Annotated in this window: 13 protein-coding genes; 4 read left to right on the top strand and 9 right to left on the bottom strand. The window is 49.4% G+C overall.

Features of this window, described 5'->3' with window-relative positions:
- Positions 1 to 31: 31 nt before the first annotated feature.
- From MUG09_RS13305 to MUG09_RS13290, 4 genes are all read right to left on the bottom strand, one after another.
- The gene (locus tag MUG09_RS13305; RefSeq protein ID WP_244771922.1) at positions 32 to 292 is read right to left on the bottom strand and encodes a hypothetical protein; all 261 of its coding nucleotides are present in this window, start codon (positions 290 to 292) and stop codon (positions 32 to 34) included.
- A gap of 29 nt (positions 293 to 321) precedes the next feature.
- The gene (locus MUG09_RS13300) at positions 322 to 702 is read right to left on the bottom strand and encodes an FMN-binding protein (protein WP_244771921.1); all 381 of its coding nucleotides are present in this window, start codon (positions 700 to 702) and stop codon (positions 322 to 324) included.
- A gap of 3 nt (positions 703 to 705) precedes the next feature.
- Entirely contained in the window at positions 706 to 1,323 is a 618-nt protein-coding gene (locus tag MUG09_RS13295) for a TetR/AcrR family transcriptional regulator (protein WP_244771920.1), read from the bottom strand.
- Between the two features lie 91 nt (positions 1,324 to 1,414).
- Positions 1,415 to 4,084 (bottom strand): diguanylate cyclase, encoded by a 2,670-nt coding sequence (locus MUG09_RS13290; protein ID WP_244771919.1) that lies wholly within the window; start codon positions 4,082 to 4,084, stop codon positions 1,415 to 1,417.
- A gap of 324 nt (positions 4,085 to 4,408) precedes the next feature.
- Between MUG09_RS13290 and MUG09_RS13285 the strand changes: the two genes are divergently transcribed.
- Together MUG09_RS13285 and MUG09_RS13280 are read left to right on the top strand one after the other, a co-directional pair.
- The gene (locus MUG09_RS13285) at positions 4,409 to 6,184 is read left to right on the top strand and encodes a sensor histidine kinase (protein ID WP_244771918.1); all 1,776 of its coding nucleotides are present in this window, start codon (positions 4,409 to 4,411) and stop codon (positions 6,182 to 6,184) included.
- A complete protein-coding gene (locus MUG09_RS13280; RefSeq protein ID WP_244771917.1) occupies positions 6,177 to 6,785 on the top strand; it encodes a response regulator transcription factor in 609 nt (202 codons plus the stop codon). The genes MUG09_RS13285 and MUG09_RS13280 overlap by 8 nt, the downstream gene beginning before the upstream one ends.
- A 7-nt stretch (positions 6,786 to 6,792) precedes the next feature.
- Here MUG09_RS13280 and MUG09_RS13275 read toward each other — a convergent pair whose 3' ends face one another.
- Entirely contained in the window at positions 6,793 to 7,002 is a 210-nt protein-coding gene (locus MUG09_RS13275) for a hypothetical protein (RefSeq protein ID WP_244771916.1), read from the bottom strand.
- A gap of 359 nt (positions 7,003 to 7,361) precedes the next feature.
- On the opposite strand from MUG09_RS13275, the gene MUG09_RS13270 reads away from it, so the two are divergent.
- A complete protein-coding gene (locus MUG09_RS13270; protein WP_244771915.1) occupies positions 7,362 to 10,214 on the top strand; it encodes an ATP-binding protein in 2,853 nt (950 codons plus the stop codon).
- Positions 10,215 to 10,243: 29 nt separating this feature from the next.
- On the opposite strand, the gene MUG09_RS13265 is transcribed toward MUG09_RS13270, so the two are convergent.
- Positions 10,244 to 11,410: a diguanylate cyclase domain-containing protein gene (locus MUG09_RS13265; RefSeq protein WP_244771914.1), complete on the bottom strand. Its 1,167-nt coding sequence runs from the start codon at positions 11,408 to 11,410 to the stop codon at positions 10,244 to 10,246.
- Positions 11,411 to 11,667: 257 nt separating this feature from the next.
- Here MUG09_RS13265 and MUG09_RS13260 point away from each other — a divergent pair, with 257 nt between their 5' ends.
- Positions 11,668 to 12,309 (top strand): hypothetical protein, encoded by a 642-nt coding sequence (locus tag MUG09_RS13260; RefSeq protein ID WP_244771913.1) that lies wholly within the window; start codon positions 11,668 to 11,670, stop codon positions 12,307 to 12,309.
- Between the two features lie 107 nt (positions 12,310 to 12,416).
- On the opposite strand, the gene MUG09_RS13255 is transcribed toward MUG09_RS13260, so the two are convergent.
- The 3 genes from MUG09_RS13255 to MUG09_RS13245 form a co-directional block, all read right to left on the bottom strand.
- The gene (locus tag MUG09_RS13255; RefSeq protein ID WP_244771912.1) at positions 12,417 to 13,766 is read right to left on the bottom strand and encodes an ABC transporter substrate-binding protein; all 1,350 of its coding nucleotides are present in this window, start codon (positions 13,764 to 13,766) and stop codon (positions 12,417 to 12,419) included.
- An 83-nt stretch (positions 13,767 to 13,849) separates the two neighbouring features.
- The gene (locus MUG09_RS13250; protein ID WP_244771911.1) at positions 13,850 to 14,689 is read right to left on the bottom strand and encodes a carbohydrate ABC transporter permease; all 840 of its coding nucleotides are present in this window, start codon (positions 14,687 to 14,689) and stop codon (positions 13,850 to 13,852) included.
- On the bottom strand, positions 14,689 to 15,597 hold the full coding sequence (locus tag MUG09_RS13245) for a carbohydrate ABC transporter permease (RefSeq protein ID WP_244771910.1): 909 nt from the start codon (positions 15,595 to 15,597) through the stop codon (positions 14,689 to 14,691). The genes MUG09_RS13250 and MUG09_RS13245 overlap by 1 nt, the downstream gene beginning before the upstream one ends.
- Positions 15,598 to 16,325 lie beyond the last annotated feature (728 nt).

Here is a 16,325-nt window from a genome sequence, read left to right as displayed (position 1 = left end):
TACACCTTTTCCTATTCCCTGTCAACTGTTTCTACAAGGTCCCATAGAGCTTGTGCTGAAAAAAGCGGACTTTGCACTCAAGCCTTTGCAGCCTGTTGGCAGCGTAGGCATGCTGAAGCCGGCGATAGAGCCCACTGATTAAAAGTATCAGGGACCCTCCTTTGTTCGGATCTCGCATGCAGTGTGCAATATAAAGGGTGTCGAGTCCCTCGTGTCTGCATGCCGGGCTGAACTGCACGCCTTGCGTAAGCTGCTGCCGGTACCGCTGGTGGTCGTACTGTGTGAATTCCATGGTAGTGAATCCTCCTTGTAAAAAGATTGTTATGGCTGTAATGCCAATTCGATGGACTTAAGATAGGCTTTCGAAGTAACTGTTGAGCCGGATACGGCATCGACCTGTACGCTTTGCTGGGTCCGAACGCGTTCAAACACGGCACTGGAGACCTCGTCCTTTGCAAACTTCATGTCCTTGATTATGCGAATTGCCGTGATTACATGGTTCTGTACCGTCACCTCCACGGTATTGCTCCATCGTTCAAAGGCGAACGATCCCCGGTAGGGGCCGTCCGGTACGACTGCGAGATCGACTTCCCCAATTTCAAGGCTCATCATCTCATCAAGCCCTCTGGTGAGCGAGAACAGGCTGCAGGAGCCCAAGAGGGTGATGCCAAGCATCAGAGCAAGAGCAAGTAGTTTATTCATGTGTTAATCCTCCATTCCGGCCATGCGCACTACGACTACTTCACTGAAGTAGGTGATGATCGTTTCCCTCTGCGTCTCGTCAAGGTCTTTTTCCACGATGAGTTTCAAGGCGAGACCCATGGTTGCAGCAGCTATGGACTGGGCTGATAATTCAATCAGGGAGAAGTTCACATCCTTGTCTTGATGCATGCTTTGAATGCATTGGGCAAGGATGCGTATGGCAATGCGTTTTTCGGCTGCTCCCTTGAAGAGGTAGGAGGTGTGTTCCACCACCGAGGGTGAGCCATCGGTGTGAACAATGGTAAATTCCTGAGGTATTTCGAGCGCTGTCTGCAGGAAGGTTCGGGTCATCGCCATCAGCTTGCGCTTGGGGTCTTGTGCCTGGTTGCCAGCTGCTCCAAGAGCTGCGGCAAGCTTTGCATAGCCTTGTTGCAGGAGGACGGAGACAATCTCCTCCTTGCTGGCAAAGTAGTGGTAGATCAGCGAGGGGGTATAGTCGATTTTTTGGGCGATCTTCCGTATGGAAATTGCTTCGAAGCCCTCTTTCTCTGCCAGTTGTCGTGCAGCATCGAGAATATCGTCCTTCATCCGCAAGGCGTCGCGTTCCCTTCGTGTAGACATGGTTGCTCCTTATTGAACAGTGTTAGAATATTGAACACTGTTCAATATACAACCAAGCTCATTCTCTGTCAACACCTCTGGATACTAATTTCTATAGATTATGACTATTCGATTGCTCTTGTTCCAGAAGAGCGAGGAACAGGGATGCAAGGTCCGGGTCGAACTGGGTTCCTGCTCCTTCATGGATGACTGTGCGAGCCTTCTGTGTTCGCTGGTGCTCATCCCCCTCTGCATCGGTAAGAACTCGGTCGTAGACCTCGGCAATGGCGATAATACGGGCAAGCAGGGGTATCCTGTTCCCCTGAAGACCGCGGGGATAGCCCTTGCCGTCCCATCGTTCATGGTGGCTGTAGACAACTTCAGCGAGGACCAAGGTATCCTCAAACAGGTTCAGGATACGATAGCCGACGACAGCATGTTGCTGCATCGTGGCATATTCATGATCGGTCAATACTTTTTTTGCGAACAGCTCTTCGCTTACAGAGATTTTCCCTATGTCATGCACAAGTGCGGCTTTCTCCAAGGTGACGATTTCAGCTTCCGTCAGGCGCAGGGCCGAGCCCAGGCGCGAGCTCAAGCGGCCGACTGCCTTGGAATGTTCCTTCTCCTTTGGATTTCGTGTAAAGAGCTTCTCCTGCAGGTTTGCGAGCATAGTATGCTGGACGTGCTTGCGGTTGGAAATCTTGTCCTTGTACATGGCATTCTCGGCATTCGCCATGAGCTCCTCAAGTGTCACCTCAGGTGTTGTTTTAGTATCAAACCCAAGTGATATACTGCATTTGATGGTCTCAAATGGCGTTTTTGCAATGCTCTGCCGTATTTGATAGATGGCCTGCCGAGTCTGCTCGGCATTGGTATTGGGTAAGAGAAGGATGAACTCATCCCCTCCGATGCGTGCAACCACATCGCCGCCTCTGCAGGCCTGCTTGAGGATTTCAGCCGCTTGGCAAAGCAGGCGATCACCTTCCTTATGTCCGAAGATGTCGTTTGTCAGTTTGAGTCCGTTAAGATCGGCGAAGATCAGCGAAAGCGGTAAATATTCATCCTTGTTCAAAAGGCGGAATTGCTCTTCGAAATGCCGTCTATTGAACAGGCCGGTCAAGGGATCGTGGCTTCCAAGGAAAGCTATCTGATCCTCTTTCTGCCTGCGCTGGGTGATGTCCATAAAGGAAACTACACCTCCTACCACGTTGCCCGAACGGATCTGGGGGTAGGCGTGGTAAGAAACGACAAAGGAAGTGCCGTCTGCTCTCCAGAAAACCTCATCCTCAGCCGCAATGCCTCTGCCTTCATGGATCGCTTGGAAGATTTTGCATTCTGAGATTGGGCGCGGCTTGCCTCCGCGATGACTGTGATGGATAAGAGCGTGGGCCTGTTTTCCTACAATGTGTTCTTGGCTCTCATACCCCAGAATGGTAACAGCGCTTTGATTGCAGAAGGTGCAGATTCCCTCCAGGTCGATACCGTAGATGCCCTCGGCGGTGGAGTTGAGCAGCAGCTCAAGTTGCTCCTTGTTTTCATGCAGAGCCTCCGTGCGCTCTTTCACCTGAGATTCAAGGGTGTTGATCAGGTTCTGCATGGTATCGGCTACGTTGTTCATGCTGGAGGATATGCTGCCGATCTCATCCTCTCTGGACAGGTGGGTGCGACGGCTGAGATCCCCTTCGGAAAGAGCCTTTGAGACCTCCAGCAACTGATCGAGTGGATGCATCAGGTATCCTGCAACAATATTATAGAGGAACAGCCCGGCCAGCATCGCGAGCAGGGCTAAAAAGATGGTGATGATGATAGTGTTTCTCACCTCGGAGAACAGAATGTCGTTCGGTATGGCACAGAGAACCAACCAATCCACACCTGGGAGCGTCAAGGGTAGCATGCTCACTTGGTACCCTTGGAAAGTGGAGCCTTGGCCGGCCTCGAAGGCCTGCGCGAAGGCCTTGTTTGGTAGTGCGGAGATATGGAGCCTCTGGAATGTTCCGTCTGCAGCTGAAGAGAAGTTTTTCATACCCAGGGAGTTTGCCACCAACAATCCTGTTTTTCGTTCTATAACCACAGCCTGTCCACCAATGGGACTCACTGCACGGGCGAGGTACTCGCCGATGTGCGTCAGCAGGACATGAGTCCCCAGAACACCTTGAAGGACGTTGTCCTGGTTGTAGATGGGCCAGGCAGCCGAAATGGACATGTCATCCATGACAAAGTGTTTATATACCGGGGAGAAGGAGGCTGCTCCTGATTGTTCGACGGTTTTATACCAAGGCCGGGTTCTGGGATCGAAAGTCCCTGCGTCAAATATTTTCTGAGCGATGCGCAGGTCGGGGGTAACCGAATAGTACCAGGATCGTCCCCCTGTCTGCTCGTCGTTACGCATGATCTCCACGCTGTCTTGCGCATTTCTTCGTGCCCCAAAGTAATGGCCTTCGCTGCTTCCGTAGCTGAAGCTGTATACATAGGGAGCGAACGATGAAAGCACCGAGACGAAAAACCGATCGCGTTGGACATCGCTGCCCATATCGATGACTTGCTGTTCGATAATCGTGTGGCTGGTTTCGTTTATCTGCCATGGGATGGACATGAAGGAGCCAAGCTGATTCTGCAATGACAAGCCGATGGTGTTGGATATGTCATCTGTGGTTTTCATTGCGGACGCAGTCCACCGCGTGTAGACCATCGTCCCGATTCCCACGAGGGTGAGTACCATAACCCCAAGGAAGATCAGAAACACCGTTTGCTTGATTGAAAGAGGCTTCTTGCTCTTCAATTTCTTTGCTCCCATTGTATGTCTAGTAATGGATTGCCGCCTTTGCTTCTCTCTACGTACTATGACATAAGTTTTCAAAGGATGCAAAGAGTACTGATGATTGTTCTTGAAATATATAAGAAAGGCATCTGGAATAGGTTTGCTATACTTCTTTTAGTATAATGACATAGTGTACAATTTAAAATGAACCTGTAAGAAAATTCTGACAAAAAATTGTAGGCTGTTTACTAGGCTTCACTTTCCTGCGAGGGTACCCTAATACTCATTAAGGAACTTTTCCGACAGGTAAAGAGAAAGTTGCTTGATTGAGATAAAGGATTGGTTATGACTCAGACCACCGTAGTTGCAGCCGCAACGGCCGGTATAGCTTTCCTGCAACTTGGAATAGTAATTGTATTGCTTCGGAGGCGAGCCTATCATGGGGTGAATGAACTTGTTCTTTTGCTCGGGCTCCTGGGTGTCTATACGATTACAGCCTCACTGCTGTATGTAGTAGACAGGCAGAATGCAATCACCGTTCTCAATCAAGTACAATTTATGAGCCTCTGTTTCGTCCCCTTTGCAAATCTCAATTTTCTTCTGACGTACTACCGCACGAAAATCGGTGCGAAACGATTCATGAATGGGTTTACTCTCAGTTTATCGATTCTGTTTACAATACTGCACTTCTCCTTTCCCTTTCATCCAGGATACGATGGTTCGGTGTTGCAGTTTTTTATAGGCATGGACCCCTTGGTACATGAGCTCTACCACCTCCATACACTGTACCAAGTCACAGCTATGGTGATTGGAATATTTGCCATCCTGAGAATGGTGGTCTGGGGGAACCGAGCGTATCGCAAGCAGAATCTCGTATTGATCGCTGCCTACTTGATTCCCTTGGCTGCGGGGCTCGGTACTGTGTTCAGCTCAACCAGGCAGCCGGTGGATATCCTTCCTTTCTCCTGGTGTGTCTCTCTCATCCTGCTTGGTTTTCTCTACCATCGTGATTCCTTGTTCAAGGTTGCCCCTGTCGACAACCAGCTGGTGTTCGAGGCTCTGCAGGATGGCCTGTTGGTCCTCGACCATAATCGGGTCATTGTCGATTACACAGCAGTCACCCAGCAGTACATGCCTGAGCTGTCAGCAGAATGTATCGGGGTTCCCCTGATAGAGGCTGCCGAGCATATCGCCCTGTTGAAACAGTTTGCCAATCAGGCAGACAGTGAGAGCAATCCGGGCAGGCAATTGGCAGGCATCTGCTGCACCACGGATTCCAAGCGATGGTTTGAAATTCGTGAAGTTGCTGCCAAGCCCCACTCTTCCACCTTCACGCTTCTGTTGATCCGCGATATCACGGATTGGATGAATACCGTCCAGGCACTGAAGGAGAGCAATCGGGCACTGCATGCGACGAATGAGTTTCGTTCCACAGTCATGCAGATTCTTTCACACGATTTGCGCTCTCCGCTTGTTGCAATGAAGGCGATGAAACAGTTGTTCCAACCGAATGGAGTACAAAAAACCCCTATGCTTTGGGAAGAGGCTTCCGAGGAATTGGATGAGCTGGTCGATCGGTCCGATATGCTGATCAATCATCTGCTCCTGCTTGCAGACGTACCGCTTTCTTATCCGGTTACTCCCATCGATTCCGATACAATTATTCATGAACTCCCTCCCTCGTTGTTGCGCTATGCACAAAGGAAAGGCGTCAAGCTTACCTTTGAACCCGAGGATTGCACCCTGGTCAGCGCAAATATGACGCTTCTTGTTGGCGCTTTGAGAATTGTGGTGGATAATGCAATTAAGTTTTCGTATGAGGGCGGCAGTGTTGTTGTCCAAGTAATCATCCAGAGGCAGACTGTAACGTTTGCAGTGAATGATGATGGTATAGGGTTTGATGAGGCTTCCATGCATGCATTCGAAGCCGATACCTGGGGCGTGAAACACGTTGGCACTGCTGGAGAGAAGGGGCCTGGATTGGGATTGTATGTTGCCAGACGATGTATGATGCATATGGAAGGGATGTTGAAAATTGAAAGTAAAGTGGGAGCCGGAAGTACTGTCATGCTGATTGTCAACAGAGCGTTTCCCACGCAGTTGGAGGGTTTGCATGATTAGTATTGCCGTAGTGGAAGATCACGCTCTGTTCAGAAAGGGTTTGATCTCCATGCTTGAACGAGAATCCGATATCCGTGTAGTTTCAGAATACTGTGATGGACGCGAATTTTTGCAATCGCTTGAATATGACAATTTGGCTGCAATCGATCTGATTTTTCTGGATATTGCATTGCCCTGGAAGAATGGTCTGGAAGTGTTGCAGGAGTTGCAACAAAAAATCCCCGACCATCCTCCTGTTTGCATATTGAGCATGTATCCGGAGGTGTTCTATCTCAAGGAATCAAAAGCACTTGGGGCAAGAGGGTATCTGAACAAGAATGTTGAGTATGATGTTCTGAAGCAGGCGATCGACGCAATACTGCAAGGGAATACGTTCTTTGCGAAGAAGGAGAGCGGCAAGCAGCAAATCGGGGAGCTTGAGAATTTGAGTGAACGGGAACTCGAAGTATTCAAGCTGCTGGCACACGGCTATACGGTGAAGGAGATTGGATTTGAGTTGAAAATCTCAATCAAGTCGGTGAGTACCTACAAAAGCCGACTCATGCAGAAACTCGGTGTTGATTCCGTGCTTGAGTTGTACAAACTGGCAGTCATGCATTGATGTATGACTACTTGTCCTTATCAGGAGTGGTCGTGTAGTCAATCCTGACCACTTGTCCGGTTTGAGGATTCTGTCGATAAATGGTAGGGCCTTCCTCATCATAGCCATACCAGAGCAGACGGGTGTAGTCGGTCAATTCCGGTTTGTTTGGTATCGAGTAGATGCGATAGTAATCGAACGGCAGATTGGTCTGGATTCGATAATCATATGCCAGCATTCCAAAGTCATCCTTTCCCTAGCAGAAATGTATACGTGGTAGTACCATTACCAACGTAAGGGATACAATTTCAGCGGTCAATGTTTTGTGGATGTCCTATCGTAGGAATTTACTTACAGGGTAAGACAATTGAGGAGCAAGATATACATTGCTATTTGTTTCAACTGAAAGCAAGTTTCTTGTAAAATTATATATATAAACAAAATAATGATTCATCTCTATAAACAAGGTACGAGTATTCATACTAATGGCCACAATTGGTCTCTCGTGACTTTGTATTAGAATTCTCGTCATTTTATCACTCATGTATGTTACACTGTATCGTCTCATGATTGATGGGACGCTGACGAGGAGAGATGATGCTCCGGGATGAAAATATCCAGTGGATGAATATGGAAGCACTTGAAATAGGGGTGCTGTGTTTCGGCTCAGATTATTCACTGAAATTCATCAATACCTGTGCAAAGCAGTATTTGCTTCTGACTGAAGTACCATTGTCCCCAAAGGAAATACTGTATCGTCTTCAATTCCAGAATGTGAAAAACCAGACTCTCCCGTTCACCTATAGAGTCAAACCACAGGACCTTCAGGTGACAGTCTCTTCTTTTTCCAATGGAACGGATATGCTGTTCATCGTCTATCCCGACACCACGTGCGTCCCACACGATTTGGTGTTTGCCTTGGATGCCGATTATGCCATCACGCAAGTACAGGGCGATCCCCTGCAACGCCATCTTCGCCTGCCGCTCGACCAGGTTGTCGGCAGGAAATTCCCAGACTTTTTCAGCGAGGAGACATCTTCACATATTCAAAGTGCCCTTGAGCGTGCGAGAGATACAAAAAGCAGGCAGGAATTTCAATATCACTCCCCGGTTACCGGAGATATTCGTTACTTTCACGCAAGTATCACGTTTGAGAAGGACTCCTTTCTGGTCGGTGTTGATGACATTTCCGCACAGCTCAAGGTTTCTTCAGCTCAGGGAACAATACTGCTCGATTCCGCTTTCCACATCGTGAGCATCGATCACACTGGGTGTACATTGCTTGCTTGTGACAGTGACGGGATGCTTGGTTTGGATATTCGCTCTGTATTCGCGTATGAGGTCTGTGAAGGTCAGGCACTTGTTGCCTGCGATCGAAATACTCAAGTGATGAAACGGTTTTGGATCTCTACATCCTTGCTTCCTCATAACGGGGGAGAGTATTGGCTTGTTCAGTTCTCTGAGTGGCAGTCCAATCCACCGCAGGCGTACAGCCTTGAGCTGAACAACATCCTGTTGCAGTTCTCCTATGAGTTGATGAAAGGGCCGCTGTCAGGGATGCCTGAGCTGTTGCAGCACATTCTTGCAACGCTTGGAATCTCCAGCGGTTCCGATCGTGCCTATATTTTCCAATGCGAAGCTCATTGGGGGGTGTCGAATACCTATGAATGGTGTGCGCCAGGCATATCCAGTGAGAAGAACCAGCTGCAAGGCCTGCCTTGTACGGCATTCCCTCAGTGGATCAAGACATTGGAACAGGGGCAGGAGATTCACATCTGTCAGGTGAAGGACCTTCCTGATTCCTGGCAGGCCGAACGAGCCACGCTGATTGCCCAGCACATCCAGTCGATTTTGGTTGAGCCCATCATGGTAGATCGGCAACTGCTTGGTTTCCTGGGTTTCGATTCGGTTGTTGCAGCCAAACAATGGCCGGCCGAAGTACGCCAACTGCTGCGGTTTTTCGCCCAGCTGCTCGGCTCTTATTTCTCCCATGTCCGTTCGGAGCACGCTCTGCAGCAGGCTTTGGAAGCCACCAAGAACCTGGCAGGAGAGAGGGAACAGCAAAATCTTCGCTTGAATGCATTATATGCACGAAACAGTCATGATATCCGCAACAGCTTGTCGGCGATTACGGGGATGGCCGATCTGCTTCAGCAAACCTCCTTGGACAAGCGGCAGTCCACCTATGTCTCGCAAATCAGGACCAGCAGTTTCCATGTAACACATCTCATCCAGGATTTGCTCGACTTCTCCCTGCTTTCCCATCAACAGCCTATGTTGAGAGGCGAAGCTTTCAGCATCCAGGATGTGGTTGCTGCAGCCGTAGACTCGGTAGCCTTGTTCGCCGGTGAGAAGCACTTGCAGCTTTCCTATGAAGTAGAGAGTGTAATACCCCACCAGGTGGCAGGTGACTCGGTCCGCCTCACGCAGGTGTTGATAAATTTGCTGCATAATGCTGTCAAGTTCACCGAGGTCGGAGAGGTATCCATACGGGTATCCCTTCTGGACCTTCGTGCGGATACAACCACGGTAGGCATGGTGGTGAGCGATACTGGCGTCGGTATGACCGAACAGATGGTCAGTCGGCTGTTCTCTGCAGAATTGAATGCCTCTTCCGGGGGCTATGGATTGGGCTTGGGCATTGTCAAGCAACTGGTGTCAGCCATGGGCGGGAGGCTGGAAATTGAGAGTGAGGTGGGTCGGGGCTCACACTTTACCTGCACGATTACCTTCAAGTTGCCGGAGTATGGAAGTGCTGTGAGGTTGCCTCGCGGCAGGTATGGATACGTCGGCAAAGCATCTCCTTCCTCAGCCTCCTTGCTCGAGCGCCTGCAGGCATTGGATGTGGACATTGCTCGCTATGATACCGCCTCTGATGCCTTGTCCTCGCACTGTATGTATCTCCTGCTTGATACTGATGATGGTGGTGTGCTGCCGGGACCCATGGATGTGAAGCCCCGCGGCCTCTTGCTCGGCACGTGCTTCAACCGTGGTACGCTTGCACTCTATGCCCCAAGCGTCGAAGTTTTAGGCTTTGTACTCCATGGGGCTGCCACCCCGACACTTGCAGCGGAAATGAAGGCAAAATTGTCTTCGCATGCTGCCTTGAGAACCCATGTGCTGGTGGTTGACGATTCTGCCATTCACCGCGAGCTTTTACACAGGAAACTGAGTGAGTTGCAGGTCAAAGCGACGCTTGCTGCAAGTGGCGAGGCTGCATTGCAGTTGCTTGAGTGCCACCGTTTCGATCTCGTCTTCATGGACCTGCATCTGCCGGGTTTGGATGGGATTGAAACGGCTCTGGCTATGCTGAAGATGCAACCGAAACTGGAAATCATCGCCCTCTCTGCTACACTTGACGCTGCAGTGCAAAAACGGTGTGAGAAAGCGGGTATCAAGAGGGTTTTGCTGAAGCCTCTTGAAGATGCAGAACTTCGCATGCTCTTGTAACGGTACCCGCAGGAACCTTTTGCCGGTGTTCAGAGCGTAGCCTTCTTCTGCTTCTGCTTCTGCACATACAAGTCCTTGTCGGCTAGGTCGATCAACGTCTCGACGGTAATGCCGGGAAGCCATTCCGCCATACCGATGCTGGCCGATATCTTCATTCCCTTGAGCTCGGGTATGGTGATGGCACCGATTTCTTCTTCCATGTTCTTCTTCATTTCTTGTGCCTGCAGCAGGGTTGTTTCGGGCAGTATGACGGCAAATTCATCGCCTCCATACCGGAAACAAGCCTTAGTATTGCTTGTCGCCTGAATCAAGGCCCTTCCGATGCAGCGCAGTACGCTATCACCCACGGGATGGCCGTAGGTGTCGTTGATGGCCTTGAAAGAGTTTACATCGAGCATGCACAAGACGAAATTATAGTTGCTTTTCCTTGCCTCATTGAACACCATGCGAAGGCTTTTCATCATGGCACGTTTTGTGCCCAATCTGGTTAGTTCATCGATTCCGCTGCGATCTTGGATGGTAATAATGAGAACATACAAGGCCAGGGTGATGAGGAGGGTGAAGAAGGTAAAGCTTGAAATCAATATCCAACCCACGCGTCGATACCGTACCAGCATATGGTCCTTGGAGTAGTCCACTCCCACCAGTCCTACCACCGTTTTGTCCCTGTTGTCGATGATCGGGGCATAGGCCGACAAGTAGGTTCCCCAGACACTGTCATCTGCAAGCCCGGTTACCGTTGGCACACCAAGGACCAGGGTTTCAAGCTCCAAAGCATCCATGCTGTCCCTGCTTCCGAAGGGAGAAAAGAGGACAGAGGAAGGATCCTCTCCATCCAGGACAAAGACACTGGTTTGGTCATCGAGATACTTGCTGGTGTAGATGAACGTGGCATCACTTTGCTTCTTGACCTGCCTGAACACTTCGTTGAATGCAAGATACGATCTTTCGAGATCACTGCCTTCGACCAGTATTTCTGCATCGGATACGGGACGATAGCTCTCGATGTTGTAGGAGAGAAAGGCTGACATCGCTGCTGCAAGATTGATTGCCTTTGATTGAGTTTCCTCGATTATGATTGTTTGTGTACGGCTGAAAATATAGTATACGGGCATGGCAACGGAGGCTCCTACGACAAGTAGGAGCAGCATGAAAAGATTACGCTTCCAAGCCTTGGTTTGGCGTTTGATCGGCATGCAGAAACCTCTTTTCTCTCCGGGCATGTACAAAGTGACGTGATTTCATCACGCACCTCTTCCATACTTATAACGTATACAATTCCGTTTGTCATGTAAATTGCATTCGAACAGCCGTCCTTATGAAAGCTGGTTCTTACTGCAAATGCACTGTCTTGGCTCGATTTGTGTCGATTGCGACGATTTTTGTTGACAAACACAGCAGTAATGTCCCAAATATTGTCTCATATTGTATGTAAAAGGGGCATAAATTGAGTATGAAAAAAATCCTTCTTGTTGTTGGGCTTGTCGTGTTGCTCGGTGCATTCGTTGGTTGTGATATGTCGATGGATGAAAGTGTGCTCTCCCGTGGATTGACCGAAAGCACCATGATGGAAGCACGCAAGATTGGTAAGAGCGGGGCTCCAGTGAGTTTCACTGCAACGGTGAATCTCTATCAGGATCTGGGAAGCGTTGTGACGGAGCACAAAGGCAACAGCAATCATTACAAGACTGTCGAAGAAACCTTGCAAAGCTTTGCCTACGGCCCGTACGGTGGAACCATCAAATCCGATTGGCCTTTGCTTGATGGAAAGAATGTCATCATGAACAATGTCACCAACTACAATCTCGACCCGGTTTCCGGTGAGATTTCCGGCTCTAACCATAGTGTAATCCAGGTGGTTGATGAGGCTATGCAGGTGGTTGCAGTTCTTCAGGCCAACGGAACCATCGACGGCTCATTGCTTGGTGCAGAGATTGCCATGAATTGGACGCTTAAGGAAGTGAACGGCAAGAAGGTGAATGCCCGCGGCAAGGTTGGTGGACTCTTCACCTGGGCGGTGTTCGATTATGAAACAATGTCACTTCAGTATATCCTTCCCAATGGAACGTTCACGCTGACCGGAACGTACAACTAAGGAAGGGGAATCGTAACTCTGCGAAGTTTTCAATTTCATTAAAAAAAGAGGACTGTTGTGCTGTTACAACAGTCCTCTTCTCGATCATATACCAAACTCGACTGGGTTTAGTAGTTGACCAAGTTATACGTCTCGATTGACTTATTGATATCCTTGGCCATGCCATTGAGTGCACCTTGGGCATCCACTTCCTTGTTTGCAAGGCGGGCGATGTAGTTCTGTACAATCTGGCGGGCTTCGGAGAACACGCTCAGCAGGGCGCCGGAGTACTGTGGTGCAGAGCTGTGCAGCTGGTCGATGGCTACCTGGAACTGGGGATACTTGGCAATATTTTCCTTGAAGGTTGCCGTCTGTGCTGCTGCAACTGTTACGGGGAAGTAACCGGTCTTGGCATTCCAAAAAGCCTGCATCTCGGGAGAGACCATGAACTTCAGGAATTCCCAGGTTGCATCCTTTCGTTCCTGCTTGCCGGTATCCATCATCCACAGGCTTCCACCGCCGACCGATACTCCACCCTTGTCGTTGCGGTTGATGGACGGGAAGTAGGCAACGCCGATCTCGAACTTGTCACCGACGTTGAGGAGCAGGGACTTCAATGCAGCAGTGGATTCAGGAATCATGCACACGGAACCGGAAATAAAGGCTGCCTTGGCATCGTCATTGCCCATGTTGAGGTACGGGGAGATTCCTTCCTTGAGGATTTTGTCCCAGACCTTTACAATCTGCAGGCCGCCGCCGTTCTTGTCGAATTCAACAGCAGTAGCATAATCCTTGCCGCGACCATTGTTGTTGTTCACATAGTGCAGGCCCATCTTGCCGATCCACTGTTCAAAGAACCATCCGTAGTTACCCATGCCGTAGCCATAGCGCTTGACCGATCCGTCGGGATTGACAATCTTCAGCTTCTCGGCGATTTCGTAGATGTCTTCGAAGCAGGTCGGAACCTTGGTGATCCCGGCTTCTTCAAAGGCGGTCTTGTTGTAATAGAGAAGCGGGGTGGAACTGTTGAACGGCATGGAGTACAGGGTGTTGTCGACCGTGTAGTAGGCGGCAATGTTCGGCTCGATCTGGCTGATGTCGTACTTGTCTTTTGCAACATACTCCTGGACAGGAAGAATCCAACCAGAGTCGATCATGTAACGGGTGCCGATATCATACACCTGGATGATGTCGCAGGGGTAGTTTCCACCGGAAGCCTGGATCTTGGCGAATTCATCGTCATAGCTGCCCTGGAATTCATACTTTACTTTGATCTTTCCATCATACTGCTTGTTGAATTCATCGACCATGGATGCGAGAGCTTCTCCGTTTACACCCCCCATTGCATGCCAGAATGTGATTTCAACCGGGCCTGCAGGTTTTGCAGGAGCAGCTTTGGTTGCTTCTGCTGCACCGCCTGCGAAGAGGGACCCTGCAAGCAAGAGCCCGACAAGAACCAAACTCAACGTTTTCTTCATTTTCCTTTTCTCCTTTTATTTGTAAACATGGAATGAATCAGCCATTCCAGAAATACCTATGGTGAGGGATGAAACCTCCTCGATCATCCCTTTACTGCACCGGCCATCAAGCCGTTGATAAGCTGCTTGTTCATGAATACGAAGATGCTCAACGAGGGAACGATGACAATGACCACACCGGCCATCATCAGCCCCAGGGAGACAGCATCGATGTCATAAAGCATCGAGATGCCGATCTGTACGGTACGATACTCGCGTGAGTTGGTAACCAAGAGCGGCCACATGTACTGGTTCCATGTATTCAGGAACACATATGCTCCCAGGGCGCCAAGGGCAGGGCGGGAGAGGGGGACAACGATGCTTGTAAGGAATCGGAGATTCGAGCAGCCATCAAGCTTGGCAGCTTCATAGAGTTCTTTTGCAAAAGTCAGGTAGTACTGCCTGAGCAGGAATATGCCCATGGCGCTGGTGAGGAAGGGAAACACCAAGGCGCGGTAGGAGTCTAGCCAACCCCAGCCGGCCATCGTAAGGTAGTTGGCGATGATCGTAACTTCTCCAGGGACCATCATGGTGGCAAGGACACCCAAAAATAGAATCTTTTTCCCCTTGAATTGAAGAAACGAGAAGGCGAATGCTGCCAGGGAGCAGGTGACCATCTGCCCGAGCATCACTGTCGTTGAGACAATGAAAGAGTTGAGAATCATGCGGGGGAAGTTGTAGTACGGGTTGGTGAACGCCTGGATGTAGTTGGTGAACTTGACCGAAGTCGGTATCAGGTGGTTGCCGTATATCTCATCGGGTGGCATGACCGATATCGAGATGGTGTAGAGCAGGGGAACGAGTATTATCAGCATCAAGGGGATGTTCAGGAAAAATCGTCCTGTATTGTTGAGTCTTCTTCTCAGGCTTGAGGCAATACGCATCAGTAGTTCACTCCTTTCTTTTCAAATCTGAACTGGATGATGGTGATGATCATCACAATCAAGAAGAGAATGACCGACCTGGCGGCAGCTGCTCCAAATCTGAAATTCCGGAACGCATCCTTATAAATCGACCACACCATGACGTTGGTCGTGTCCCCGGGGCCTCCTTCGGTCAGCAGCTTGATCTGGCTGAATGATTGGAAAGCCCCGATGATGTTGATGATTATCTGAAAGAACAGGGTGGGGGAGATGGAGGGAATGGTGACGGAGAACACCTTCCTCCAATACCCGGCCCCATCAACTGAAGCGCTGTCGTAGAGTTCTCCCGGTACATTTCTCAGGCCGGCACTGATGAATATGAAGTTGATGCCGCTGGTGAGCCATATGGTGATTCCTACTACCGATGCCAGTGCATAACGAGAGTCTCCGGTGAAGTTGATTTGCGTTCCCATCAGCTGGTTCAGAAGTCCGTTTGTGGGATGGAGAATCATTTTAAAGGCCATGGATGCAGCAGCCGATGCGATGGCAATCGGCATTGCATAGACAGCTGCTGAAAAACTGGAGCCGAGGTACTTTCTCTCGGTCAGAAGACTTGAGGTAAGACCAACGAGCAGCCCGCCTAATGCAACCAGAATGACAAACTTGAAGGTTACTGCGACGCTGGACCAGAAGGAGGGATCCTTGAACAGGGTGAGATAGTTGTTGTTATCGGTAAAGAGTACGAATATTTTCGGCTTGCCTGTTTTGTTGGTAAGGAACATGCTCAAGAATATCGTACGAAGAAACGGATAATAGAGAAACAAACCGAATATTACCAGTGCCGGGAGTAGAAACAGGTAGGGTTCTGCCAGGGTGAGGACTTTCTTTTTCCTCAATGTAGGTATGTTCGTCTTGCCGGAATTCTTCATCACACGCTCCACATATATCTAGATATTCAACCAATACATCAAAGCTATGCCCGGTGGTTGCTTGCTTCATCTTGTAGGTAGCGGAGGTCCTTGATACTGGTCTCCTGCATGGTGGTTGAGCAAGTTCAATTTCACTCGGAATAAAAAGCCAACGTTTTTTGGAAACGTTATCAGACCATCATTATAGGCCCGGTATTTTCACTTCGCAAGGAAATGTTTGTTAATTAAGCAATATTAAGCAGTATGATTTGATAATTTTCGCTTAATTTACGAGAAAGTCTGTGGTCTGCCATACACTCGGGGGCGCTCCAGCATACGCCTGAAGTCTTTGAGGTTATAGCGGGAAGCAGCAATCTTGACGAAATTCACAGCGTTGGACATCGAGAAGGCATCTAAAAATTCAATGGTTGTACTCGCTTTGTTCAGCGGGCATAGAGCTCTGTTGAAGCTGTACTGGAGAAAAGCAGTTCCAAGGAGTACTGGTCACCAGCCCTTTGGTAAATATTAATCACCATGTCCGGATTGTCGATACAGCCACCAGGGTCATGCAGATGTGGCTGTCATAGGAGGTTTCGATGACTTCAAGCGGTGCCGAGATTGCAGGAGTTTGTTTGCTTGATCGAAGATATATGATTATGGATACGAGAGTAATAAGTGAAATGCCAGAGCAAAGGGTATGATTCCTTTGTAATGATATGCTTGAAGTACCGATGATTTTCATCTTCAGA

Source organism: Sphaerochaeta associata, from assembly GCF_022869165.1.
In the GTDB taxonomy this organism is placed as follows: domain Bacteria; phylum Spirochaetota; class Spirochaetia; order Sphaerochaetales; family Sphaerochaetaceae; genus Sphaerochaeta; species Sphaerochaeta associata.
This window is presented reverse-complemented; position numbering and strand designations above follow the sequence as displayed.